The following is a 25,714-nucleotide window of genomic DNA, read 5'->3' as shown; positions in this document are numbered from 1 at the left end:
ATCAGGAAGCCGCAATAAACAGGGCACGGATTTCGTGCAATTCATCACGGACCCGTGCGGCTTCCTCAAACTCAAGATCCATCGCATGTTTATTCATCCGGGCTTCCAGCTCAGTAATCTTCTTCTGCATAGCCTGTGGAGTCAGTGCCGCATACTGACCACTGTTCTCCGCCGCACGTCCGGAACTCTGGCGTTTATCATGAGATTTACCTTTGGTCCGGGCAATGCCCTGTCCCAGCTCCAGAATATCGGTGACTTTCTTGTTGAGCCGTGTCGGAACAATTCCCTGAGCGGTATTCCAGGCCTGTTGTTTCTCTCTGCGCCGTTCGGTTTCTTCTATAGCCCGTGCCATTGATGGCGTAATACGATCTCCGTAGAGTATAGCTTTACCGTTAATATTACGAGCAGCACGCCCAATGGTCTGAATCAGCGAACGTTCTGAACGTAAAAAACCTTCTTTATCTGCATCCAGAATGGCGACCAGAGAAACCTCTGGCATATCCAGCCCTTCCCTCAACAGGTTAATCCCCACCAGCACATCGAACTCCCCTAAGCGCAAATCACGGATGATCTCCATTCTTTCCACCGTGTCGATATCAGAGTGCAGATAACGTACCCGTTCGCCATGCTCCTCCAGGTATTCCGTCAGATCTTCAGCCATACGTTTGGTTAGCGTAGTGACCAGAACGCGTTCATTAATTTCAGCTCGCTGGCGTATCTCCGACAGCAGGTCATCCACCTGTGTCGCCACCGGCCGGACTTCAATGATCGGGTCAAGTAATCCGGTGGGGCGTACCACCTGATCGATGACCTCATCACCAGATTTCTCGAGCTCATAAGCCCCGGGAGTCGCCGAGACATAGATAGTCTGTGGGACCAGAGCCTCAAACTCTTCAAATTTCAGAGGCCGGTTATCGAGCGCAGAAGGGAGGCGGAAACCGTATTCCACCAGATTTTCTTTACGGGCCCGATCACCGCGATACATCCCGCCAATCTGTGGGATAGTGACATGGGATTCGTCCACAACCAGTAAACCGTCTGCCGGCAGATAATCAAATAACGTCGGAGGTGGCTCTCCCGGACCACGCCCGGACAGATAACGGGAATAGTTTTCAATGCCTGAGCAGTAACCAAGCTCATTCATCATCTCCAGGTCAAACTGGGTCCGCTGTGTAATACGCTGCTCTTCGAGCAATTTATTATTTTCCAGCAATACCCGACGACGATCAGCCAGTTCAACCTTGATTTCTTCCATCGCCTGGATAATTCGCTCACGCGGTGTGACATAGTGCGTTTTAGGATAGACGGTATAACGTGGCACTGTTTGCGCTACCTGCCCCGTCAACGGGTCAAAAATCGACAGTCGCTCTACCTCATCATCAAACAATTCCACCCGCAGAGCAATTTCGTCTGATTCTGCAGGAAAAATATCGATAACCTCACCTCGTACCCGGAAAGTACCGCGCTGGAATGCCTGATCATTACGGGTATATTGCAGTTCAGCCAGCCGTCGCAAAATACTGCGTTGATCAATAATCATCCCACGGCTGAGGTGCAACATCATTTTCAGATACAGGTCAGGATCGCCTAAACCATAGATTGCCGATACCGAAGCCACCACGATAACATCGCGACGCTCCAGCAGTGCCTTAGTCGCCGACAATCGCATTTGCTCGATATGTTCGTTGACCGACGCATCTTTCTCTATAAAGGTATCTGAACTGGGAACGTAGGCTTCTGGCTGATAATAATCGTAGTAAGAGACGAAATATTCGACAGCATTGTCAGGAAAAAAGGCTTTCATCTCACCATAGAGTTGAGCTGCCAGTGTTTTATTCGGAGCCAATACCATGGTTGGCCGGTTAAGGTCAGCAATGACGTTAGCAATCGTAAATGTCTTACCTGAACCGGTAACCCCAAGCAATGTCTGGTGTACCAGTCCGTCTTCCAGACCTTCTTCCAGCCGCCGGATAGCCTCTGGCTGGTCACCTGACGGTTTAAATTCGGAGTGAAGTTTGAAAGCCTTGCTCATCGTTTGGTCACCTGTTGCTTTTTATCGGGTGGGCTGACTAGTTTACTCACTACCCCAAAATATGCCAGCCTGAATACTGGATATGCACACAGTTAGCCCCCGGCGAATAACGTGAGTAACGGAATTCTATACGAATTAATTTTACGTCACGGGCGATAATTTTCTGCCCCGCAGGTTATCCACCGCCAACTCAGCTGTTGTTCTGTTTGTCAAGTTAATGTAACAAATTATCCTTAGAATGCTCTGGTGCAACCTGCTCAGGGTTGATTTTAATTAACTATTTGAAAATTTAGAATTATTATCAGGAGTCCGATTTACAGCCAGCCCGTTGCCAGGCCGCATATATCCTTGGGTCAGCTCTGTTTTAAGCTGCTAATGCACATAGTTATCCACAGGAATGGTGGATAAGTGTTTTTAACCCTGACGGAATCAGCTGTGAATAAAATCCCTATCCCCTCCGGGACAGCTCCAAAAAAAATTTTTCAGCTTTTTTTTTGCGAAACTTCTGCGTTTTTCAATTTGTTGTCACCCTCACTTTTTTCGTTATATTTAACTGTAATCAAGTAGTCCTCTTCAGATTTTTTGCCTTTTTCCAGGTCAAAATGCACCGTAAAACTTTCCGGTGAGCACCTGCAAAGTGCAATCCCGGTTCGTTCCGCACACCTGTCTCAATGAAACGGGATTCATATCACAGACCTGATGCTATTCCCTGCACTCAAAACCAATTATTTCATTACTGGCCTGATAATTGCTTTAATCATTCTAAAGCTGTCGCCTGAGGGAGAGATGGCGCGAAGTCACAGGACATTCGCTCATTGGCCTGGCGTTACCCACACAGAGGAGTGCAACAGATGCTGAGTTTACGTGCAATCAATCAGTTTTATGGTCAAAATCATATTCTCTGGGATGTAGATTTGGACCTGATGCCCGGCACCTGCACTGCTGTGCTGGGCCAGCCGGGGATGGGGAAAACGACTCTGGTGAACTGTATTATGGGCTATCTGCCGGTGAATAGTGGCACGATTACCTGGCAGGAGAAGAATTCCCCACCCAAAGATTTAAAACAGCAACCTTCAGAACAACGCGCCCGAATGGGCATCGGTTATGTTCCTCAGGGGCGACAGATATTTTCACAAATGAGTGTCGAAGATAATCTGGTTATTGCTCTGAAAGCCGCCCAAAGCACACCTCCTCATGCCATACCACAAATGATTTTTGATCTTTTCCCTCATCTGTATGATTTACGTCATCAACGCAGTGGCGATCTGGCGCTGGATCAGCAGCAACAACTGGCACTGGCCAGAGCTCTGGTCCTGGAACCTAAGTTGCTTATCCTGGATGAACCCACCGGTGGAATGTCGCCCTGGCTGGAAGAAGATATGGGCAATCTGCTGCGCTGTCTGAATCATGAATATGGAATGACCATATTATTACTTGAACAGCGAGTATCCTTCATCCGTCGTGTTGCCGACTATTTTCTGTTACTCCACCGGGGACGCAATGTGGCGAATGGCCGGGTCAATCAACTGGATGAAGGTATCATTAACAAATGGATGACGGTCAGCTGACAACCGCGGGTAAATCAACGTATTTCCCGCAGGAAGCAAATTGCTGTTCACCGCTTAACTGTGGGATTTCACCAAGCAAGGGTGCCGGTAGCCGTTGGATCAGTGTTTGCAGATAAGGCTTATGACGATGTTGTGGGGGCTGTACACTGTTAGCAATCCAGCCAGCAAGCTTAAGTCCTGCTGACTGAACAGCATTAGCCGTCAATAACGCGTGGTTAATGCACCCCAGTTTCATGCCAACGACCAGGATAACCGGTAACTGTTCCGATACTACCCAGTCGGAAAATAGCAACTCGTCTGCCAGAGGGGTAAACCAGCCTCCCGCCCCTTCTACCGCAATCCAGTCTGCTTTCTGTTCCAGATGACGCAGTCCGGCAGACATGACCTGCTGCGTAATTGGCCGGTTTTCTGCGGCACTGGCAATATGCGGAGATGTCGCCTCTTCGAAGACCAACGGATTGACTTCACTGTAGTTTAGCCCGGCCAATCCTGAGCGCTGTAACAGTAAGCCATCACTGTTACGCAACCCCTGTGGGGTACGCTCAGCACCGGAGGCCACCGGCTTATAACCGGCAGCACGCCAACCCTGACCCATTGCCGCCTGTAGTAAAGCCGAGGTGGCCACCGATTTACCTGCTTCGGTATCGGTTCCGGTGATAAACCAGCAATTCTTCATTCTGATACTCCATACACTATCTGATAACTCAGCCGGTAACCCTGAGAGTCTTTCGGCCATCCGGCGTCCAACAATGCGAGGCGTTGTCGGGTCAGTGGTAATCCTTCATCCCGCCGATGCAAATAACTGGCCCCAACCCCTTTTAGCGACCACAATGCTGCTCTGACGGACGGGAACCTGAGTGTAATCTGTTCATGGTAAAGCCGTATGCCATACCCCTCTGCCGCACGGGCAATCTCCCCGGGAGATAAAAACTGGTTTATATGACTGGTATTGTCTAACGCCCTCCATGCCTGATCGACTTCCGGTAGTGACCCTGCTGCCACAGTAGAGAAACACAGTGAGCCGCCCGGAGTTAATGCCAGACGCAGCTTTCCCAGGGCCTTTTTCAGATCAGCGCTCCACTGCAGAGCCAGATTGCTCCAGATAACATCAAAACTTTGCGTTCGAACGGGCAGCGCATCAATATCCGCCTGCAGGTAACAGGGTTGCGGATCACGCTCCCGGGCGGTTCGCAACATCTCTGCGGAAATATCCAGTGCAGTCACCTGATAGCCCTGGCCTGAAAAATAACGGCTGTATTTTCCGCTTCCGCAACCAGCGTCTAATACCCGGCCTTTTTTGGGCAGATCCGCAAGAATTAGCAGGCGATCGCCAGTGATTTTCTGCAAAGTAGCATACTGTTCGTAATTCTCCGCCGCCCGGCCAAATGCCCGGCCGATGGCTGATTTATTGACCGGTATAGTGGGTTGTTCATCAGCTTCCCAGTGCATATAACTGCTCCACCAGCTGTTCTATCTGTTGTTTCTGATGGGCAGCAGATAACGTTATACGCAACCTGGCGCTGCCTGCCGGTACTGTCGGTGGCCGGATAGCATTAATCCAGAATCCACGCTGGCGCAGTTCTGCAGACAACTGAAGTGCCAGATGGTTATCACCGATGATCAGCGGCTGAATCGCACTGTCCGAAGGTAAAAGATCCCAGCTAAGTCCACTCATCTGACGACGGAAAAACGCAATATTCTGCCGTAACTGCTCACGTAATTCATCGCCCTGACGCACCAGCGTGATTGCTGTACGAATAGCGTCAGCCTGAGCCGGAGGCATTGCTGTGCTGTAAATCAAATGGCGTGCGGTCTGACGAAGATAATCCGCGACCGGTTTCGAACATAATATTGCAGCGCCCGCCACCCCCAATGCTTTACCAAAGGTCACTATCTGAATATCGGCCATTATGCTTTGCTGATGACAGCTGCCGCGGCCTTCTGGCCCGCAAACGCCGATGCCGTGAGCGTCATCCACGACCAGCCAGCTTTCTGACTGTGTGGCAAGTTGGCGAAGCTCTGTCAGAGGGGCACTATCGCCATCCATACTGAAAATACCTTCGGTAACGATCAGTGTTTCACCGTCACAGGACCGGGCTAACAGCCGCTGCAAACTGTCAGGACTATTGTGCTGAAACCGGCACAGGGTGGCTGGACTGAGTGAGGCAGCCTCAAGCAAAGAAGCATGCATTAGCTTATCCGCCAGTACACGATCATGTTGCCCTGTCAGAGCGAAAATTAGCGCCTGATTGGCGGCAAACCCGCTGCTGAACAACAGGGCATCATCATACCCTTGCCAGTCCGCCAATAACTGTTCCAGCTGCTGATGGGCCGGAGTATAGCCGGTGACGTGACCGGAGGCCCCTGCCCCTGCCCCCCAGTGGTTTAATCCCTGCTGCCATGCTTCAATAACCTGCGGATTCCGACTGAGCCCGAGGTAATCATTAGAGGAAAAATGGATATACTGTCGGTGTTGATCCGACAAAATTCCCTGCGGATAGGTCGTTACCGGCAGCATCTGACGCCATAGCCCTTTACTTCTCTGACTATCGAGCGCCGTGTCGATTCTCTGTTGCCAGCTCATTACAGCGCCGCATTGTAGAACAATGCGGTATCACTTTCCTGTAACGCCTGCTGTAACTCCTGCTCACGACCATTATCACCTTGTTCGGTATAATTTTGCTCCGGATTCAAACCCAGTTTCCGGAACAGTCGTAAATCACTGTCTTCTTCAGGATTGGTTGTGGTGAGTAATTTACAGCCATAGAAAATGGAATTAGCACCTGCCATAAAACACATGGCCTGAGTCTGCTCATTCATCTGCTCCCGTCCGGCAGACAGACGCACGTAGGAAGCTGGCATCATGATGCGGGCAACAGCAATAGTCCGGATAAAATCAAACGGATCAACATCGTCATTATCGGCCAGTGGCGTTCCTTTGACTTTTACCAACATATTGATAGGCACGCTTTCCGGTGGAACCGGCAGATTAGCCAGTTGAACCAGTAATCCGGCACGGTCGGTGACAGTTTCTCCCAGCCCGACGATCCCCCCGGAGCAAATTTTCATCCCGGCCTCCCTGACCGCACCTAACGTATCAAGCCGTTCCTGATAGGTACGGGTAGTCACAATGCTGCCGTAAAATTCAGGAGAGGTATCGAGGTTGTGATTGTAAAAATCCAGCCCGGCTTTCGCCAGCCGATCAGCCTGAGCCGAAGTCAGTGTACCGAGAGTCATACAGGTTTCCATCCCCATCGCTTTTACCCCGGCGACCATTTTTTCGAGGTAAGGCATATCGCGGTCATGCGGGTTCTTCCAGGCCGCTCCCATGCAGAAACGTCCGGACCCTGCCTGTCGTGCCTTACGTGCCGAAGCCAGAACTTCCTCAACTTCCATCAGGCGTTCTGATTCCAGCCCGGTTTTATAACGGGCACTCTGCGGACAATACTTGCAGTCTTCCGGACAGGCTCCTGTTTTGATGGATAACAATGTGCTGACCTGTACTTTACGCGGGTCAAAATGGCGGCGGTGGACCTGCTGAGCTTCAAAAAGGAGTTCCAGTAGCGGTTTTTCAAACAAGGCTCCGGCCCGGGAAAGCGTCCAGCGTTCTGACATGACATGCTCCGAATAATTAACAAATGCGACTGTTATACGTATACTTGTAAACTAAATCTTTTTAATTTGGTTTACAAGACAATGTTTACAGCCGAAGACCTCGCATTTGACCGCCAGCATATCTGGCATCCGTATACCTCAATGATCGATCCTTTGCCCTGTTATCCGGTAGTTTCAGCGCACCAATGTACCCTGACACTGGCAGATGGTCGCCGGCTAACCGAGGGCATGTCCTCATGGTGGGCAGCTATCCACGGCTACAACCATCCGCGACTGAATCATGCACTCACCGAACAAATGGAACAGATGTCACATGTGATGTTTGGCGGGATCACCCATCCTGCGGCGGTAGCATTATGCCGTAAGCTGGTGTCTATGGCTCCGGCGGGTCTGGAAAAGGTATTCCTGGCCGATTCAGGATCGGTGGCAGTTGAAGTGGCAATGAAAATGGCTGTCCAGTATTACAGTGGGGATACGCTCCCACGCAATAAATTCCTGACAGTCCGCCACGGTTATCATGGAGATACTTTCGCTGCTATGTCAGTCTGTGATCCTGATAATTCCATGCATGCCCTCTGGAAAGGTTACCTGCCTGAGCATCTGTTTGTTTCTGCCCCGGCGACCAGATTTTATGACTCATGGCAGGAGAGTGATATTGCTGAAATGCAACAAATGCTGGCGGCACAACACCAGCAACTGGCCGCTGTCATTCTGGAACCCATAGTTCAGGGCGCCGGCGGAATGCGCTTTTATCATCCGGAATATCTGCGAAAAGTCAGAGAATTATGTGATCAGTACGGGGTCCTGATGATCGCAGATGAGATAGCCACCGGCTTTGGGCGTACGGGGCGGTTGTTCGCCTGTGAACATGCCGGTATATCACCGGATATTATGTGTGTAGGTAAAGGTCTGACCGGCGGTACTATGACACTTTCAGCCACTCTCACTACAGAGAAAGTCGCCGATAAAATTAGTCGCAGTCCTGCAGGCTGCTTTATGCATGGTCCGACCTTTATGGGCAATCCGCTGGCCTGTGCTGTGGCTTGTGAAAGTCTGGCCCTGCTGGAAGAAGGTCACTGGCAGCGGCAGGTCAGCCATATTGAACAGCAACTAAAAAAACAGTTAATGCCACTGGATGATTGCCCTCTGGTTGCCGATGTTCGGGTACTGGGCGCGATTGGAGTCGTTGAGTGTCATTACCCGGTAAGAATGGCAGAAATTCAGCAATTTTTTGTCCGGCAAGGGGTATGGATACGGCCTTTTGGACGGCTAATTTATCTGATGCCACCCTATATTGTCACGCCTGAAGAGCTGTCACGTCTGACCGTGGCCATCCAGATGGCGGTTGTACAGCCGTCACTGTTTATCCTTCCGGAATAGACTTTTATTTCGTCCATCCCCGGATAAACGCCTGACCAGGCGGCTGTCTGTTACGCAGATTTTGTGCTGGTGATGGGTTACAATCTGCGAGTTATCGATATCAGGAGAGACAAAATGCGCTTATTCAGTCAGGATTTATCAGACGGACAAACTATGCCGCAAGCCCAGGTGTTTAATGGCATGGGCTATCAGGGTAAGAATCTGTCACCTCAGCTACAGTGGGAAGGTGCACCGGCAGGAACACGCAGTTTTGTCATTACCTGTTTTGACCCGGATGCGCCTACTGGCAGTGGCTGGTGGCACTGGGTTGTCATCAACATTCCGGCAGAAGTGACCGAGATTGAACAAGGTGCCGGGTCAGGGAAGGCAGATCTGCCTGCCGGAGCGTTACAAACCCGTACTGATTTCGGCACCTCAGCTTACGGTGGTGCTGCACCGCCTGAGGGTGAAAAACACCGCTATGTGTTCACGGTACATGCGATGGATACCGATAAACTGGATCTTTCCAGCGATGCCAGCGGTGCCATGGTCGGCTTCAATGTCCATTTTCATGCCCTGGCCAGTGCCAGTCTGACAGTGACATTTAACTGATTTTATCAGGGAGATTGCCGCTTACCCGCGGGCAACCTCCCTGCAGGGCTGAGTGCTACGCGCTGATCTGATGGATAGTCACCCACATTGGCCCCTGCCCGACCGCATACCGTCCCAGATCACTCAGTGTCCCTGAATCCGCAGCTATGGCATAGACCCCGATATGATGTGATTTCTGCCCGGCAGCAATCAGATATTTTCCAGACTTATCAATATTAAAACCACGTGGCTGAGTTTCCGTCGGCCAGAAACCTTTTATAACCAATTCATCACCACTGTCACTGACAGAGAAAATAGTCAGAGTGCTGCTGGTACGATCACAGGCATACAAAAAACGTCCGTCTGGTGTCAGATGAATATCAGCCGCCCAGCGGGTACCGTTGAAATCTTCCGGCATCATATCCAGAGTCTGGATCGTTTCTGCTCCCTGAGCATTCAGCTTCAGTACGCTCACCGTACTGTCCAGTTCATTCACCAGATAGCCGAATTTACCGTTGGGATGAAAGGCCATATGTCGTGGCCCTGCGCCCTGACGGGTCGAAATCTGCCCGCTGGCCGGTTCAATCAGTGTACCATCGCTATTCCAGCGAAACGCACATACGCGGTCCTGCTTCAGAGCAGGAGCATATAACAGTTCTGTGCTGCTGAGATTGGTCGAATGGCAACCGTCCAGCCCGGAGAGAGTCTGACTGACCGACTGTGGCAACCCCTGTGCATCCAGTGGTGTCACCGTGACCAGCCCGTCATGATAATAGCCGGCAAACAAGTTGTTGCCCTGATGGTCGGTTGATAAATGAGTTGCGCTGCCCGGCAATGCAGCGTGCCCGGCTTCAGTTAAGCTGCCGTCAGCCGCAATCGCGAACGCTATCACACGAAAATCAGGACGCACACCCACATACAACACCGATTTATGAGGATTAACCACCATCGGCTGCACCTGCCCGTCGACATCAACTACCTGCAATAGCGTCAGTGATCCGGCCTCAGAAAGCTGCCAGACATGAATTTGCTGGCTTTCGGGACTGGCAATATAAACAACTTGTTGCATGAATTCTCCTTACCTGGAATCGGTGATTTTTCGGGTTTCCCCCACTGTAACGCAATATCCGGACGCAAAAAATGATTTATTGATGCGGTTTTTTGCTGGCACCTGCGGAACCGGGGTAGACTCCAAAGTCTGTTCTCTCTTCAGGTAAACTCCACTATGAGCTATCGTGTTATTGCCCTTGATCTGGACGGAACGCTGCTGACGTCTGAAAAAAAGATTTTGCCAGAGTCTGTTGAAGCTCTGTCAAAAGCCCGCGCAGCCGGGATTGAAATATTAATCGTCACAGGCCGCCATCATAGTGCTATTCACCCGTTTTATCAGACATTACAACTCACAGCCCCGGCCATTTGCTGTAACGGTACCTATCTGTATGACTATCAGCAGCGGCAGGTGCTGGACAATGACCCGATGTCTGTCGATCAGGTTGAAAAAGTCATTCAGCGGCTGGATGAAGAAGGCATAAAGGGCCTGTTATATGCCGATGATGCCATGCTCTACGAACAACCCACCCCACATGTCATCCGAACCAAAGCCTGGGGAGAAACTCTGCCTGTGGAGCAGCGTCCGGTTTTTACCAGGGTCGGAAGTCTGGCCGGTGCCGCCAGGCAGTCAGACCGGTTGTGGAAGTTTGCCCTCTCTCACGACAATATCCCTCAGTTACAGGATTTTGCACTACGAATTGCCGATGAAGCTCGGGTGACCTGCGAATGGTCATGGGTGGATCAAGTGGATATTGCCCGACAAGGGAATAGCAAAGGCAAACGTCTGGCCCAGTGGCTGGCAACCCGGGGATTATCAATGCATGACGTGATTGCCTTCGGCGACAATTATAATGACCTGAGCATGCTGGAAACCGCCGGTTTGGGTGTTGCTATGGGTAATGCAGATGAGGCCATTAAGGACAAAGCCGGATGGGTAATTGGTGATAATAACCGTCCATCGATTGCAGAAGCGATTTACGCAAAGGTGCTGTGATTCTGAGATGGTCTGCCTGCCTTTTCCGGACAGGCAGACACTTACAGATTACGAATGAGTCGTCTGTTGTGATGCCTGGTCATGACGACGTGAACCAGAAATCAGGTTGAATAATTCTCCCAGTCCGTAGATCAGTCCCAACATAAGGGCCATCACAACAGGTACCATGATAATCGCCATCAGCAGGCTTTCGAGCAGTTCGAGCATATCAACCTCGGTAGGTTCACCAAAAAAGCCAGTTTACCGGGAGGATCGATGAAAGCCCATTGCTTTTTGTGCTTTAACGCGGGCGGGGCTTATTCCGTGCACCTGGCTGATGCTACTATCCCGCCGGTAATCCGGTAAATATCCCGAAGCAGGAGCGACTATGCAGGCTGACATCTCATTAAATATCCACCTCAGCAATAAGTTGTTTGCCGATCCGCGCCGAATCAGGTTACTCCGGGCAATTCAGCAGACCGGCTCTATCAGCCAGGGTGCCCGCCAGGCCGGGATTAGCTACAAAACCGCCTGGGATGCCATACATGAAATGAATACACTGGCAGAAAACCCTGTAGTGGCCAGTAATACCGGCGGGAAAGGAGGTGGTGGCGCTTACCTCACTGCCTATGGTGAGCGGTTAATTCAGCTTTATCAGTTGCTGGAACAAATTCAGCAAAAAGCCTTCGATAATTTGCAAAAAGATACCTTACCCCTTAACAGCCTGCTGGCGGCCATCGCCCGATCCTCACTACAGACCAGTGCCCGCAATCAGTTGTTCGGCACCGTCAGTGCTATAGACCATGCCGGGCCGATTGACATCATCAGCGTTCTGCTCAGCGATAAACAGACTATTGTCCGGGTTTCAATTACCCGCGACAGCAGTCACCGGCTTTTGTTGTCTGACGGTAAAGAGGTATTGGTATTGATTAAAGCTTCCTGGCTACAGATTCATCCGGAAACGGTCAACGCTGCCAACCAGTTCCCGGTCGTGATCAGCCATATTGCCCACGGACCCGCCAGTGATGAAGTGATTATGCAACTGGCGAATGGTGAAACGTTATGTGCCACGTATCCGTCTGGTGAGCATAATTTTACTGTTGGCCAGCACGTACAAGCCAGCTTTCGCCCCGAAAATGCCTTACTGGCCAGTCTGAACTAACCCACTCAGGCAGGAATCCCTCCTGCCTCCTGTCTGCATTGCTTTAAGTTTGACAAGTATTCCCCGGGCAGATACAACTGTGTAAAACAATGCATAAAACGGAACACAACATGACATCGTTGCAAATAACGCAAGGCACGTTTCGCCAGGGTAAACACTGGAAACTTCACATTGAGCAACTGGAAATAAAATCCGCAGACAGCTGGGCTTTCGTCGGGACCAATGGCAGCGGCAAGTCATCACTGGCCAAAGCGGTGACCGCAGAACTGCCAGCTACCACCGGTACCGTTCATCAGGGCTTTAAACGTGCCGTTCGCTTATCCCTGGAACAGCTGTCACAACTGGTGGCTGCCGAGTGGGAGAGAAATAATACTGACCTCTACAGTGAAGGCGAAAGCGAAGATGGCCGGCTGACCCGACAGATTATTATGGATGAGGTCGCGGATGAATCGCGTTGCCGGATGCTAAGCGAACAGTTTGCTATTGAGCATTTGCTCGACCGGCCATTCAAGTTTTTGTCGACGGGGGAAACACGCAAAGCGTTACTCTGTAAAACACTGATGTCTGCCCCGGATTTACTGGTGCTGGATGAGCCCTTTGACGGTCTGGATGTCGGCTCCAGAGAAAACCTGAGCCGTCAGTTACATTCTTTGAGCCAGCAAGGGACAACGCTGGTGCTGGTTCTCAATCGTTTTGAAGATATCCCGGAGTTTGTCGATCATGTCGGTGTACTGGCTGAAGGAACCTTAAGCCATATCGGCCCGCGGGCCGAAATACTCAAGCAGGCGTTGATTATTCAACTGGCGCACAGCGAAAAAATAAAATCGGTGTCGTTGCCGGCAGCAGATGATCCTGCACCTGACAATGGTGAGAATGACACACAGTCCCCCATTATCCTGCGCAACGGTAAAGTCTCCTGGGACGATAAGTTAATCATTGACGGTCTGAACTGGCAGGTAGATCCGGGCCAGCACTGGCAAATCACAGGGCCGAATGGTGCAGGTAAATCGACCCTGCTCAGCCTGGTCACCGGCGACCATCCCCAGGGATACAGTAATGATTTAACCCTGTTTGGTATTCGTCGTGGCAGTGGAGAGACCATCTGGGATATCAAGCAACATATCGGTTATGTCAGCAGTAGCCTGCACCTGGAATACCGTGTCAGTGCGACAGTACGTACGGTTATCCTGTCCGGATTCTTCGATTCTATCGGTTTATATCAGGCAGTATCGGACCGGCAAAATCAGCTGGCGACACAATGGCTGGCCTTGCTGGGAATGGATAACTCGCTGGCTTCCGCCCCTTTCCACAGCCTGTCATGGGGCCAGCAACGCCTGGTTTTGATTGTACGAGCGCTGGTTAAGCATCCGCGGGTGTTGATCCTTGATGAGCCTTTACAGGGACTGGACGCGATTAACCGGCAACTGATTCGTCAGTTTGTGAATGTGTTGATTGGTGAAGGCCGTACTCAACTGCTGTTTGTGTCACACCATGCCGAAGATGCACCTGATTGTATCACTCATCGCCTGACCTTTGTGCCTAAGCAAGGTGGCGGTTATGGCTTTCAGCAGGATTCTCTGAAAGATTCATAATCACTGAAGGGCCGGGATTCCCCGGCCCTGTCAAACACATCCCGCCGGTTGTCAGCCAAATTCCGGACATCAGTCTCCACCTTAATTCTTCAGGTTTGCGCAATTTTCCTGTTGTGTAAACGTTTCCATTACTCCACACTGATCACAAAATTTCCGGTTTCACTATGCTAGTCTCATCGCATATCCGCTCACCAGACATGATGATATTCAGGATAATTTATGCCTACATTTAATCCGGTCGATCACCCGCATCGCCGCTATAACCCCCTGACAGATCAATGGGTGCTGGTTTCCCCACACCGGGCAAAACGTCCCTGGCAGGGTGCACAAGAAACACCGGCAGTAACATCTCTGCCGTCTCATGATCCTGACTGCTTCCTGTGTGCTGGTAATCAACGCATCACCGGCGATAAAAATCCCGACTATACCGGGACCTGGGTATTTACCAATGATTTTGCCGCACTGATGACCGACACACCGGAGGCTCCGGAAAGTGATGATTTGCTGATGCGTTGTGAAAGTGCGCGGGGTACCAGCCGGGTTATCTGTTTTTCTCCCGATCACAGTAAAACCCTGCCTGAATTGCCGCTGGAATCGCTTCAACAAATAGTCACTACCTGGCAGGAACAGACTGAAGAGTTGGGGAAAGAATATCCCTGGGTTCAGGTATTCGAGAATAAAGGCGCAGCGATGGGGTGTTCCAACCCCCATCCGCATGGTCAGGTCTGGGCGAACAGCTTTTTACCTAATGAAGCACAGCGCGAAGATACCCACCAACGGAGCTATTATCAGCGGCACGGCACCCCCATGCTACTGGATTATGTCGCCAAAGAACTGGCTGACGGCCAGCGTACCGTGGTAGAAACAGAGCATTGGCTGGCGGTGGTTCCCTGGTGGGCGGCATGGCCTTTTGAAACACTGTTATTACCCAAAGCTCATGTCCTTCGGCTGACCGATCTGAATGCGGAACAGAGCCGGGATCTGGCGTTGATCCTTAAAAAACTTACCAGTCGTTATGACAATCTGTTCAGCTGCTCTTTCCCCTATTCTATGGGTTGGCACGGAGCACCATTTAATGGTGAGCCTAATCAGCACTGGCAACTCCACGCGCATTTCTATCCCCCGTTATTGCGTTCTGCCACCGTACGGAAATTTATGGTGGGCTACGAAATGCTTGCTGAGACACAACGTGATTTAACCGCTGAACAGGCCGCTGAAAAATTACGGGCGTTAAGTGATATCCATTTTAATGAGGCACGCTGAGATGCAATTACAGGAAAAAACCCAGACTCTTTTCAATACCCTTTTTGGCTATCCGGCAACTCATACTTTTCAGGCCCCCGGACGAGTTAATCTGATAGGCGAACATACTGATTATAATGAGGGCTTTGTACTGCCCTGTGCTATTGATTATCAGACAGTTATCAGTTGTGCAAAACGTACTGACAATCGGGTACGGGTGATTGCCGCCGATTATGATAACGCCCAGGATGAATTTTCCCTGGAAGAACCCATCGTTAGTGTTAAAAGCCCCCTTTGGGCCAATTACGTTCGTGGTGTGATTAAACATTTACGCCAGCGTAATGACGGGTTTAAGGGAATGGATTTAGTCATTAGTGGTAATGTGCCGCAGGGTGCCGGGTTAAGTTCGTCAGCCTCTCTGGAGGTTGCCATTGGTACCACTATCCAGCAGCTTTGGCATTTACCGCTTGAACCGGCTGAACTGGCACTGATTGGCCAGGAAGCAGAGAACCAGTTTGTCGGCTGTAACTGCGGTATCATGGATCAGATGATTTCCGCTCTGGGTAAAAAGGATCATGCTTTATTACTGGACTGCCGCTCACTGGCGACCCGGGCCGTTTCTGTCCCGGAAAATGCCGCCGTAGTTATCATCAATTCCAACTTTAAACGTTCGCTGGTAGGTAGTGAATACAATACCCGCAGGGAACAATGTGATACCGGCGCCCGTCTGTTTAACAAAGCCTCGCTGCGTGATGTTACACTGGATGAGTTCAATGCGGTGGCATCAGAGATTGATCCGCTGGTCGCCAAACGAGTCCGTCATGTCCTGACCGAAAACCAACGAACCCTGGATGCTGCTGAAGCGTTAAGCCAGGGTGACCTGGTGACGGTTGGCCGCTTAATGGCTGAGTCTCATGCTTCTATGCGTGATGATTTTGAAATAACCGTACCTCAGATTGATCTGCTGGTTGAAATAGTCAAATCAGTGATTGGTGACCAGGGCGGGGTTCGCATGACCGGTGGCGGTTTCGGCGGCTGTATTGTTGCACTGATACCGGCAGGATTGGCAGAAAACGTCCGTCAGGCGGTAGCCGAACAATATGCTTCGCAGACGGGAATCACTGAAACCTTTTATGTATGCAATGCATCACAGGGGGCAGGAACATGTCACACAGCAACCAGTCAATAGCACCTGATGGTCAACCCTGGCGGATGACCGTATTACGTAATGCCAACGGGATGGATGTCACCTTTATGGACTGGGGTGCGACCTGGCTGTCTGCCAGAGTGCCACTGCCCGATGGTTCAGTGCGTGAGGCGGTATTGGGGTGTGCTTCTCCTGCCGATTACCTGAACCAGTCGTCCTACCTGGGTGCCTGTATTGGCCGTTATGCTAACCGGATTAATCAGGCAAAGTTAACCCGTACCGGCCATCAACTGGCGGCTAATCAGCCACCACATCAGTTACATGGTGGGCCTGAGGGTTTTAACCACCGCCGTTGGCTGATTGTCAGCCAGGCTCCCGATGAAGTGCTTTACCAGCTGCATTCTCCTGACGGTGATCAGGGCTTCCCGGGCAACCTGACAGCCCGGGTACGCTACCAACTCACTGACGACAATTCGCTGCTAATCAGTTACGAAGCAGAAACTGACCAGTTGTGTCCGGTGGTACTGACTAATCACGCGTATTTTAACCTTGACGCGAATCAAGGTGATGCTCGCCAGCATAGGTTACAAATAACTGCTGACCACTATCTGCCGGTGGCCACCGATGGTATTCCGGATAATTCTCTTCAGCCAGTGGCAGGAAACGGATTTGATTTTCGTCATGAGAAAAAAATCGCAGATGATTTTCTGACCGATGCTGACCAGAAAAAAGTTCGCGGCTACGATCATGCATTCCTGCTCAACCCGCGTGACCATAACAGTGAACCTGCGGCCTGTTTAACATCGGAAGACGGAAAACTAAGCGTGGCAGTATTTACGGATGCACCAGCATTGCAATTTTATTCCGGTAACTATCTGGCCGGAACACCGGCAAGGCAGGGAGAATATGAGGACTATCAGGGGATCGCATTAGAAAGCGGTTTTCTTCCTGACTCCCCTAACCACTCTGAATGGCCACAACCAGATTGCTGGCTAAAGCCAGGTGAAAAAATGAACACCTGTACCCGTTATCAGTTTGTTGTCCGATAATTTGCAGAGAAATCATCTGCAGAGTGGCAGCCCGGACTTACGCCAGAGACGGTTTTCGGCTATGTTAACCAGTATACTGTCCGGGGCATATTTCCGGTTTTGGCACAGTTTCCATTATCATAGAACTTTTCAAGCATTAAGGAGTTAAGCGATGGCAGTAACCAAGCTTGTTCTGGTACGTCACGGCGAAAGCCAGTGGAATCAGGAAAACCGCTTTACCGGCTGGTACGATGTGGACCTGTCTGAAAAGGGCCGCGGAGAAGCAAAAGCCGCAGGGAAGTTACTGAAAGATGAAGGTTTTAGCTTTGACTTTGCTTACACATCGGTGCTGAAGCGTGCTATCCACACTCTTTGGAATGTGCTGGATGAACTCGATCAGGTGTGGCTGCCGGTTGAAAAATCCTGGCGTCTGAACGAACGTCATTACGGTGCTCTGCAAGGCCTGAACAAAGCAGAAACCGCAGAAAAATACGGTGATGAGCAGGTGAAACAGTGGCGCCGTGGTTTCGCCGTGACTCCACCGGAACTGGAACGCAGTGATGAACGTTTCCCTGGCCATGACCCGCGTTATGCTTCACTGACCGCTGAACAGTTACCGACCACAGAAAGCCTGGCTCTGACTATTGAGCGCGTTATCCCATTCTGGGAACAATCCATTCTGCCGCGCATTAAAAGTGGTGAGAAAGTGATTATTGCAGCGCACGGTAACTCTCTGCGGGCACTGATCAAATATCTGGACAATATGTCTGAAGATGAAATCCTGGAATTGAACATCCCTACCGGGGTTCCACTGGTGTACGAGTTTGATGAAAACTTCAAACCACTGAAACACTACTACCTGGGGAATGCCGACGAAATTGCAGCTAAAGCCGCTGCCGTCGCGAATCAGGGTAAAGCGAAGTAATCCGCGACTGATATCAGTTAGCGATCCGCGGCCGGGATAAATACCCGGCCGTTTTTTTCTTTACTTCTGACGCCGTTCACGTACGGCGGATGCCAGCTGTTTCAGCACCTTTTCGGTGGATTCCCAGCCAATACAGGCATCAGTCACACTCTGGCCATAAACCAGTGGTTTACCGCTGTCCGGATTCTGATTTCCTTCTACCAGATGACTTTCGATCATTGCCCCCATGATGTCACGATCTCCGCCGGCAATCTGGGCTGCGACGTCATCGGCAACATCCATCTGCTTTTGAAACTGCTTCAGACTATTCGCATGGCTGAAATCGATCATAATCTGTGGCTTAAGACCGGCTTTTACCAGCCCCTGACGAACAGATTCAACATCCCCTGCGCTGTAATTCGGAACTTTTCCGCCACGCAGAATAATATGGCAATCTTTATTCCCCTGAGTTTCGACGATCGCCGAATGCCCATATTTGGTCACTGACAGAAAACAGTGTCCGGCTGAAGCGGCATTGATAGCATCGATAGCGACCTTAATTGTACCGTCGGTCCCATTTTTAAAACCCACCGGGCAGGACAAGCCTGAAGCCAGTTCGCGGTGAACCTGCGATTCAGTAGTACGGGCACCAATCGCTCCCCAACTCATCATATCGGCCAGATACTGTGGAGTAATCATATCCAAAAACTCTCCTGCGGCTGGCAATCCACTGTCATTGATCTCCAGCAGCAGTTTCCGGGCAATTTTCAGACCATCATTAATTCTGAAACTGCCATCCATATCCGGGTCATTGATAAGCCCCTTCCAGCCAACCGTAGTGCGTGGCTTCTCAAAATAGACCCGCATAACAATTTCCAGGTCGGCAGCCAATTCGTTACGCAGTGACAATAAACGTCCGGCATATTCAAGAGCCGCTTTCGGATCATGGATTGAGCACGGTCCAATGACTACCAGCAAACGATCATCCTGTCCTTGTAATATATTCTGAATCGCCTCGCGGCAACGATATACTGTCGAGGCAGCTTCCGCGGTAGCCGGAAATTTCTCCAACAGGGCTACCGGAGGCAGCAGCTCTTTAATATCTCTGATCCTTAAGTCGTCATTCTGATAGTTCATAATACTTCCGTTAAAAATAAGTCAACATGGTCCCCTGTACTCTAACTTGCTGTACCAGAGGAGTAAATCAGCTTCAACAGGACAATTTTGCCCGGATAATCACCACTGTCTGTTAATTTGCTCCCAGAGAAAAGAAATATTTTCGACTAAAAAATTGCGCAGTTTTTTACTCCCTGCAGGCTTATGCCATACTGAAGTCCAACAACACCTCAGTCACCGGATTACGGTAGCTGTTTAACTAACATCCTAAAATAATTTCAGGACCCCGCAGCTATGGCCCATACTCATCCCCACACACAGAGCAACCTAAACCGCTCCAGGCTATTTGCGGCTTTTATTGTCACTGTGATTTTTATGCTGATTGAAGTGATTGGTGGTTGGTTATCAGGATCTCTGGCATTACTGGCCGACGCAGGACATATGTTGACCGATGCCGGAGCATTACTACTCTCTTTGCTCGCTACACATTTTGCGCAACGCAAAGCCTCTGCGCATCAGACTTATGGCATGTTACGGCTGACCACGCTGTCTGCATTCGTCAATGCGCTGGCTTTACTGGTGATTACGGTGCTGATTGTCCGGGAGGCAATCATGCGCTTTTTCTCCCCTGCTCCAGTCTCAGGGTGGCTGATGATAGCCATCGCGGTGGCCGGTTTACTGGCGAATATTCTCTGTTTTTTCCTGCTGCGCCAGGGCGACGGAGAGCAGAATATGAACGTGCGGAGTGCGGCACTTCATGTAATGGGAGACCTGCTGGGATCGGTCGGGGCAATTATCGCAGCGCTGTTAATTATTTGGACCGGATGGACGCCGTTTGATCCGATCCTGTCTGTACTGGTATCACTGTTGATAGTCCGCAGCGCCTGGCAACTGTTGCGGCAAAGTTCACGGGAACTGCTGGAAAGTGCTCCCACAGAAATCGATGTGAATAAACTGGCCAGGCAACTGACGCTGAATATTGCTGAAGTACGCCATGTCCACCATGTGCATTTCTGGCAGGTAGGGGAACAGAATATACTGACCCTGCATGCTCAGGTCATCCCTAATTATCAGCATGACCTGCTGTTGCAACGTATTCACCAGTGGTTACAGAATCATTACTCGATAGATCATGCCACAGTGCAGATAGAATACCAACCCTGCCCGCAAATGGAATGCCTGTTGATGCATCGCACAGAGACGCATTCAACGCACTCTCATTCAACGCATTCTCATCGGGCACATACACATGAGGCACAAAAAGACAGCCACGACCACTGACCTCAATACCGGCAGGTGACTGCCGGAATAACCTCTGAAACAGGTTATTTAACCGGGATAAATCCCTTCCAGTTCCAGTAACTGTTGTTTAACCCGCAGACCGCCGGCAAAACCTGTCAGGCTGCCATTAGTTCCAATAACCCGGTGGCACGGAACAATAATCGACAAAGGATTTCTCCCGTTCGCAGCCCCGACTGCCCTGACCGCTTTCGGACGACCAATACGGATGGCGATATCACGATAGCTGCGGGTTTCGCCGTAAGGTATTTCTGCAAGAGCCTGCCAGACCTGCAACTGAAAATCAGTCCCCTCCGGCTGCAAAGGCAATTCAAACCGCAGCCTTTCTCCGGCAAAATATTCGGTGAGTTGTTCCGCTGCTTGTCGCAGTAACGGATGATTCGGAGACATTAGCTCAGCGCTGGCCCTGATACGCGCCGGGCGTTCATTTTCCCATGCCACAGCCGCCAGCCCCTGACCTCCGGCAATCAATGTCAGTTCTCCTACCGGGGTTAGCAATAGTTTATAACGGTACATGAAGTGAGCTCCGGTGACTTAATCAGATAACCTATTATGCCACTGTTTCGGGCATACGCTGGCGGTTTTCGGACATCAGTCTATTTTGTTTTGATGTCCGAATACCGCCAGTAACTGACGCAATCAGCTCTATACTTATCAGGTTTCAAGGGAGAGACTTATGACTGATGAGAAGAGTGCTTACCAGGCGCTGGTAAGTCGAGACAGACGATTTGACGGTCTGTTTTTTACCGCGGTACGCTCAACCGGAATCTACTGCCGCCCGGTCTGTCCGGCGAGAACACCGCTGCGCAAGAATTGTCAGTTTTTTCGTTATGCCGAACAGGCAGAAAAAGCGGGCTATCGCCCATGCCTGCGTTGCCGTCCGGAGCTGGCCCCGGGCCATGCGCCTATAGACCAGTCTGGCGTTTTATGTCAGCAATTAATCGATGCCGTTGAAGCCGGATTATTGGAGCAACACTTCCGGATTGCGACCATTGCCAGCCAGTTTTCTCTCAGTGAACGCCAGCTACGCCGTATAATCAGCCAGCAGTTAGGGGTTACCCCGGGCGAACTTCGCCAGAGCAGACGACTGAGACTGGCGCGCCAGTTACTTAGTGAGACCCAATTGCCGGTCACCAGTATCGCTTTTGCCAGTGGATTCGGCAGCATTCGTCAGTTTAATGCAGTATTTCTGCAACAGTATCATTTATCTCCTGGGGCATTCAGAAAGAATGCGCCGCAGCAACCTTCAACCGGCTTCGCTGATACTTCCTGTGTCAGGTTGTTTTATCGGCCTCCTTTTGACTGGGCGGCTCTGTTACGATTTCTTGAAAAAAGACGCATTAAAGAAGTTGAGTGGATCGATAATGGCCATTACCTGCGAACGGTAGCTATCGGCGAATATTCAGGATGGATCCGAGTGGGTCAGCATCCTCAACAATCCTGCCTTGAGGTAGAATTCAGTCATTCTCTGGCGCCGGTACTGCCTTTGCTACTGCAGAGGCTGCGACAACTGTTTGACCTAAATTGCCAGCCAGATTTGATTGCAGCACAACTGGCAACTGACTCCAGACTGGCACCTCTGGTAGAGGCTTATCCCGGGGAAAGAGTCCCGGGTTGCTTTGATAGCTTTGAGCTGGCACTGAGGGCGATTCTTGGGCAGCAAGTCACTGTCGCGGCAGCGACCACTCTGAGCAGCAGGCTGGCCCGCAGATTTGGTCAGCCAGTTACCACCCCGTTTCCGGAACTGAGTCGCTTGTCGCCGCGACCAGAGAATTTTAGTGACGCCGTCGCGGATGACATTGGCTCTCTGGGAATCGTGGGTAGTCGGATCAGAGCTATTCTCGCGCTGGCAGAAGCCTGCCGTGGGGGACTATTCAGTGAAAAATATACTATCGACCACCAGCACCTGTTGGACTCCCTGACCAGCCTGCCGGGCATAGGTCCGTGGACCGCACACTATATTGTGATGCGTGCATTTTCATGGACAGACGCATTTCCGAAAGAAGATATTGCAATACGAAAAGCATTAGGTGGCGTCACCGCCCGGCAGGCCGAAGAGTTGTCACAACCATGGCGCCCGTGGCGCAGCTATGCTGTTATGCTGCTATGGCGCTCACTGGGAACACAATAATCTGCAACAACCAGACCTTCCCCCTGTGAAATGACTGATTACGGTTCATGCTCTTTTGATAAATGGAGTTTGAAGAAAATTCATGATTCGCCCATATAACTGTCAGCCACAACAACCAAAATGAGTCCGGGGGGATAACAACGCTGACTGAATACCAGAGCTGCTTTTTTAGCCAGCAATAAACTCTGTTACTGACTGACCCGCCAGTAACAGTGAAACGATCCCTGATAGCATATTTTAATCAAAGAGCTGGAAGAGTTATTTGAAATCCACCTGCATCAGATCAGCAATCGTCGAGTTCTGCGTAGATATCACGCATCTATCCAGGTAATCAGTGAAACGGGAAGGTTTTTGCATACCAAGATTCAGTAGTTTTGTATTATCAAACACAACATTAAGTTCAGAAAAATGTCCGTATAACTTCATGGCGCGTAATACAATCCGTTCATTACAGGGACCGAATACTGTTTTAAAACTTTTGCGGCTGGCGGAGAGCTGTTCATAAGACACTCTCTGGTAATCAACCCCCAACGCTTTTTTTCCGGAAGCTTTCGCCATCGCCTGATCAATTTCAGCAAAAGTCACACTACTGTGAGTGCCAGCAGAAATATGTATAACCTCATTCACAACATCTTTAGCATCCAGCAACATGACTAAAGCATCGGCACAATAATCTACCGGGATAACATCAATACGATCCTGCAGCCCGCAGGTAAATTTCCCCAGCATCAGCACCATCCGGAATACCCAGAAAATACTTGCAGAAGGTAAACAACCATGATCAGAGTGTCCAACCACAATCGAAGGCCTGGCAATCACTAACGGAAAGTTTTCCAGAGACTCCGTGAGTTTTTTTTCAATGGCTGCTTTACTCCAGGTGTACTCAACAACGTGTTGCTCGCGGGTAGAATTCAGGCTGTTTTCAGTGACAAGACTATTTGGTTGAGGGACGCATGACATCGCAGTGCCAACATGGATAAACTTTTCCAGTGTTTCAACCCTGCTCATCCGTTGCGCAAACAAAAAAGTGCCATCGACATTAACTTTCCATATGGATGGATTATTACCAAACGAAGCTACCGCAGCACAATTAATAACGTGGGTAACTTCATCCAGTCGGTTATCCTCAATAAAATCCTGAGGACAGCTAAGATCACCTGGAATGATATCTGCAGGGGTGATACGCCTTATTTGTGATTCAGTCAGCCCAAAATTCTTCAGATTGGCCTGCACCCGATGGCAGCCCTCTTCTGCTGAGTTCGCTCTGACCAGTAGAAACAGACTGTCCTGATGATTTTTGATAAGGCTGGCAACAACTGCTCCGCCAAGAAAACCTGTAGAACCTGTAATTAATATTTTTTTCATAACCATATCATTGTTAAATAAACTTCACAGGGCCAGATAAAAAATTTATCCGGCCTACCGGTGTAGTTATGCCTGCATTCTACTGCAATTATTGTTTTACCTGGCCGGGCAGAGAAAACACCTCTCCCCTATTTTATGTACGCGACGTTCACTCCACGACAGCAAACCATTCACCCAATAGCAAACTGTAATAAAGAACATTAAATCACCCTTGGAAATACGCCTGGTAATCTTATTCAATTTTTAAAAATCTGACAGATGTGTTTTTAATTATTTCACGGAAAAAAAATTTCTTACGAACAAATCACTATCGTCACCGTAACATACCAATCACCACCACTAAAAAAACATACAATCATATTGTTACACTAAAAATACACTCAAAAACCCATGTAATAACAGAAATCACCTTCTGTACAAGAATAGTATCAACCCTGATATTTCACACGAGAAAAAACGTCATGGTTTAATTTCGGTTTAATATCAGAGATGCTGATCTTCCTGGCCTGAAAAACAGTAAAAATATTTAATTCACCGCAGGTGATTTATTAACATTCATAATTTAATCTTAATAATTAATAAGTTCAAAACTATAATTAATGACATTCCGCTTAAGATTTATTTAGAAATAATCTCACCCCGGAAGTTTAAACTCCTTGAATTCAGAGCTAACCTTTACCCTACAAACTTAGCAGGCTATTTACATAAACCAGTGCAGTCTTCTTCTGATTAATCTTCACGATATAAAGAATATTACAATTGAATACTTATCTGGCGATGAGCTTCTGGGCTAATAAGAGGCAGGAAAGACTTCTGTGTTTCACAGATTCAACATAACAAGGCACCCGTTTCCGTAGCCATGCCACGCACTCATTGACACAGAAGTGCTTGATCACCATATAACCCGGACCAGCAACATTATTATTGCTCTGACAGCGTCTGAGAGGATCGCACACAGGGGTTATTCATATTATCAGCCCTTCGTACCTTCTGACTAAACAGGGTGACAGCGTTCAGCTATCCAGAGTCATGCTGCTTCAGCGAACAGAACTATTTTTAACCAAAAACGGGGGGTATTTTCTGAATGGGAGGGTCGTGCAGGATGACTCGCTTCGCTCGCCCTTCGGGCCGTTGTAAACAACGTTGTCTCACTGCGTTCGACTCGAACCTGCAGCAGGTTCTCATTCTGCACGTTTTGCTTCTGAGCTCTGAAACGAAAAAAGCACGCCGCTGTTTATAACAACGGGGTGCTCTTTTCTAAATTGGTGGGTCGTGCAGGATTCGAACCTGCGACCAATTGATTAAAAGTCAAATGCTCTACCAACTGAGCTAACGACCCCTTAAGGGATTTTTGTATTGCGACACTCTTTCTAAATGCTGGGTCGTACAGGATGACTCGCTTCGCTCGCCCTGCGGGCCGTTGCTAACAACGTTGTCTGACTGCGTTCGACTCGAACCTGCAGCAGGTTCTCATGCTGCACGTCTACTATCACTGCGTATTTCTAAAACTGGTGGTCGTGCAGGATGACTCGCTTCGCTC

The 25,714-nt window shown here is 49.9% G+C and carries 22 protein-coding genes, 1 tRNA gene and 2 other RNA genes; 12 read left to right on the top strand and 13 right to left on the bottom strand.

Features of this window, described 5'->3' with window-relative positions; genetic code table 11:
• Position 1: 1 nt before the first annotated feature.
• The gene (gene uvrB, locus HA49_RS01225) at positions 2-2,032 is read right to left on the bottom strand and encodes an excinuclease ABC subunit UvrB (RefSeq protein ID WP_038019630.1); all 2,031 of its coding nucleotides are present in this window, start codon (positions 2,030-2,032) and stop codon (positions 2-4) included.
• A gap of 851 nt (positions 2,033-2,883) precedes the next feature.
• On the opposite strand from uvrB, the gene HA49_RS01220 reads away from it, so the two are divergent.
• The gene (locus tag HA49_RS01220; protein ID WP_038019627.1) at positions 2,884-3,600 is read left to right on the top strand and encodes an ATP-binding cassette domain-containing protein; all 717 of its coding nucleotides are present in this window, start codon (positions 2,884-2,886) and stop codon (positions 3,598-3,600) included.
• On the opposite strand, the gene bioD is transcribed toward HA49_RS01220, so the two are convergent.
• From bioD to bioB, 4 genes are read right to left on the bottom strand one after another with little or no spacing between them, the layout of a single operon-like run.
• Positions 3,593-4,276: a dethiobiotin synthase gene (gene bioD, locus HA49_RS01215; protein WP_038019625.1), complete on the bottom strand. Its 684-nt coding sequence runs from the start codon at positions 4,274-4,276 to the stop codon at positions 3,593-3,595. The two genes, HA49_RS01220 and bioD, sit on opposite strands and share 8 nt — an antisense overlap.
• A complete protein-coding gene (gene bioC / locus HA49_RS01210) occupies positions 4,273-5,049 on the bottom strand; it encodes a malonyl-ACP O-methyltransferase BioC (RefSeq protein WP_038019622.1) in 777 nt (258 codons plus the stop codon). Before bioC ends, bioD begins: the two co-directional genes overlap by 4 nt.
• The gene (gene bioF / locus HA49_RS01205) at positions 5,033-6,184 is read right to left on the bottom strand and encodes an 8-amino-7-oxononanoate synthase (RefSeq protein ID WP_038019619.1); all 1,152 of its coding nucleotides are present in this window, start codon (positions 6,182-6,184) and stop codon (positions 5,033-5,035) included. Before bioF ends, bioC begins: the two co-directional genes overlap by 17 nt.
• Positions 6,184-7,215: a biotin synthase BioB gene (bioB, locus tag HA49_RS01200; protein WP_038019616.1), complete on the bottom strand. Its 1,032-nt coding sequence runs from the start codon at positions 7,213-7,215 to the stop codon at positions 6,184-6,186. The genes bioF and bioB overlap by 1 nt, the downstream gene beginning before the upstream one ends.
• 81 nt (positions 7,216-7,296) lie before the next feature.
• On the opposite strand from bioB, the gene bioA reads away from it, so the two are divergent.
• Both bioA and HA49_RS01190 read left to right on the top strand, forming a co-directional pair.
• Positions 7,297-8,595, top strand: coding sequence for an adenosylmethionine--8-amino-7-oxononanoate transaminase (gene bioA / locus HA49_RS01195; RefSeq protein WP_038019614.1), 1,299 nt, complete (start codon positions 7,297-7,299; stop codon positions 8,593-8,595).
• A 114-nt stretch (positions 8,596-8,709) separates the two neighbouring features.
• Positions 8,710-9,186: a kinase inhibitor gene (locus tag HA49_RS01190; protein WP_038019611.1), complete on the top strand. Its 477-nt coding sequence runs from the start codon at positions 8,710-8,712 to the stop codon at positions 9,184-9,186.
• A gap of 55 nt (positions 9,187-9,241) precedes the next feature.
• Here the strand turns inward: HA49_RS01190 and pgl are convergent, their stop codons facing one another.
• Positions 9,242-10,234 (bottom strand): 6-phosphogluconolactonase, encoded by a 993-nt coding sequence (pgl, locus tag HA49_RS01185; RefSeq protein WP_038019608.1) that lies wholly within the window; start codon positions 10,232-10,234, stop codon positions 9,242-9,244.
• Positions 10,235-10,390: 156 nt separating this feature from the next.
• Here pgl and HA49_RS01180 point away from each other — a divergent pair, with 156 nt between their 5' ends.
• Positions 10,391-11,209: a pyridoxal phosphatase gene (locus tag HA49_RS01180; RefSeq protein ID WP_038019605.1), complete on the top strand. Its 819-nt coding sequence runs from the start codon at positions 10,391-10,393 to the stop codon at positions 11,207-11,209.
• Positions 11,210-11,257: 48 nt separating this feature from the next.
• On the opposite strand, the gene HA49_RS20750 is transcribed toward HA49_RS01180, so the two are convergent.
• Positions 11,258-11,416: an AcrZ family multidrug efflux pump-associated protein gene (locus tag HA49_RS20750; protein ID WP_038019602.1), complete on the bottom strand. Its 159-nt coding sequence runs from the start codon at positions 11,414-11,416 to the stop codon at positions 11,258-11,260.
• Between the two features lie 160 nt (positions 11,417-11,576).
• On the opposite strand from HA49_RS20750, the gene HA49_RS01170 reads away from it, so the two are divergent.
• The 6 genes from HA49_RS01170 to gpmA all read left to right on the top strand — a co-directional run bounded on the left by HA49_RS01170 (position 11,577) and on the right by gpmA (position 18,284).
• Positions 11,577-12,350, top strand: coding sequence for a TOBE domain-containing protein (locus HA49_RS01170; protein ID WP_038019599.1), 774 nt, complete (start codon positions 11,577-11,579; stop codon positions 12,348-12,350).
• 110 nt (positions 12,351-12,460) lie between these two features.
• The gene (modF, locus tag HA49_RS01165; RefSeq protein ID WP_038019594.1) at positions 12,461-13,942 is read left to right on the top strand and encodes a molybdate ABC transporter ATP-binding protein ModF; all 1,482 of its coding nucleotides are present in this window, start codon (positions 12,461-12,463) and stop codon (positions 13,940-13,942) included.
• Positions 13,943-14,161: 219 nt separating this feature from the next.
• Positions 14,162-15,205: a galactose-1-phosphate uridylyltransferase gene (gene galT / locus HA49_RS01160; protein WP_038019592.1), complete on the top strand. Its 1,044-nt coding sequence runs from the start codon at positions 14,162-14,164 to the stop codon at positions 15,203-15,205.
• Between the two features lies 1 nt (position 15,206).
• Positions 15,207-16,373 carry a galactokinase gene (gene galK, locus HA49_RS01155; RefSeq protein ID WP_038019589.1) on the top strand — a complete coding sequence of 389 codons (1,167 nt, stop codon included), beginning with the start codon at positions 15,207-15,209 and terminating at the stop codon, positions 16,371-16,373.
• Entirely contained in the window at positions 16,349-17,380 is a 1,032-nt protein-coding gene (gene galM, locus HA49_RS01150; RefSeq protein WP_038019586.1) for a galactose-1-epimerase, read from the top strand. Before galK ends, galM begins: the two co-directional genes overlap by 25 nt.
• A 151-nt stretch (positions 17,381-17,531) precedes the next feature.
• The gene (gene gpmA, locus HA49_RS01145; RefSeq protein WP_038019583.1) at positions 17,532-18,284 is read left to right on the top strand and encodes a 2,3-diphosphoglycerate-dependent phosphoglycerate mutase; all 753 of its coding nucleotides are present in this window, start codon (positions 17,532-17,534) and stop codon (positions 18,282-18,284) included.
• A gap of 60 nt (positions 18,285-18,344) precedes the next feature.
• Here gpmA and aroG read toward each other — a convergent pair whose 3' ends face one another.
• Complete coding sequence (aroG, locus tag HA49_RS01140) at positions 18,345-19,400, bottom strand: 3-deoxy-7-phosphoheptulonate synthase AroG (RefSeq protein WP_038019581.1); 1,056 nt, start codon at positions 19,398-19,400, stop codon at positions 18,345-18,347.
• A 273-nt stretch (positions 19,401-19,673) separates the two neighbouring features.
• Between aroG and zitB the strand changes: the two genes are divergently transcribed.
• On the top strand, positions 19,674-20,660 hold the full coding sequence (gene zitB, locus HA49_RS01135; RefSeq protein WP_038019579.1) for a CDF family zinc transporter ZitB: 987 nt from the start codon (positions 19,674-19,676) through the stop codon (positions 20,658-20,660).
• Between the two features lie 48 nt (positions 20,661-20,708).
• Here the strand turns inward: zitB and HA49_RS01130 are convergent, their stop codons facing one another.
• Positions 20,709-21,194 carry a methylated-DNA--[protein]-cysteine S-methyltransferase gene (locus HA49_RS01130; protein WP_038019577.1) on the bottom strand — a complete coding sequence of 162 codons (486 nt, stop codon included), beginning with the start codon at positions 21,192-21,194 and terminating at the stop codon, positions 20,709-20,711.
• A 160-nt stretch (positions 21,195-21,354) separates the two neighbouring features.
• On the opposite strand from HA49_RS01130, the gene HA49_RS01125 reads away from it, so the two are divergent.
• Positions 21,355-22,809, top strand: coding sequence for an AlkA N-terminal domain-containing protein (locus HA49_RS01125; RefSeq protein WP_038019574.1), 1,455 nt, complete (start codon positions 21,355-21,357; stop codon positions 22,807-22,809).
• Positions 22,810-23,067: 258 nt separating this feature from the next.
• Here the strand turns inward: HA49_RS01125 and HA49_RS01120 are convergent, their stop codons facing one another.
• From HA49_RS01120 to HA49_RS20740, 4 genes are all read right to left on the bottom strand, one after another.
• Positions 23,068-24,174 (bottom strand): SDR family oxidoreductase, encoded by a 1,107-nt coding sequence (locus tag HA49_RS01120; RefSeq protein ID WP_038019573.1) that lies wholly within the window; start codon positions 24,172-24,174, stop codon positions 23,068-23,070.
• Positions 24,175-25,260: 1,086 nt separating this feature from the next.
• A non-coding RNA gene (locus HA49_RS20745) (RtT sRNA) lies at positions 25,261-25,380 on the bottom strand.
• Between the two features lie 57 nt (positions 25,381-25,437).
• Positions 25,438-25,513 (bottom strand) — tRNA-Lys (locus HA49_RS01115).
• Positions 25,514-25,549: 36 nt separating this feature from the next.
• Positions 25,550-25,669: non-coding RNA, RtT sRNA (locus tag HA49_RS20740), on the bottom strand.
• Positions 25,670-25,714 lie beyond the last annotated feature (45 nt).

Source organism: Tatumella morbirosei (assembly GCF_000757425.2).
GTDB classification, from domain to species: domain Bacteria; phylum Pseudomonadota; class Gammaproteobacteria; order Enterobacterales; family Enterobacteriaceae; genus Tatumella; species Tatumella morbirosei.
The sequence above is the reverse complement of the archived record's forward strand: the minus strand, read 5'-3'. Positions and strand labels throughout refer to the sequence as shown.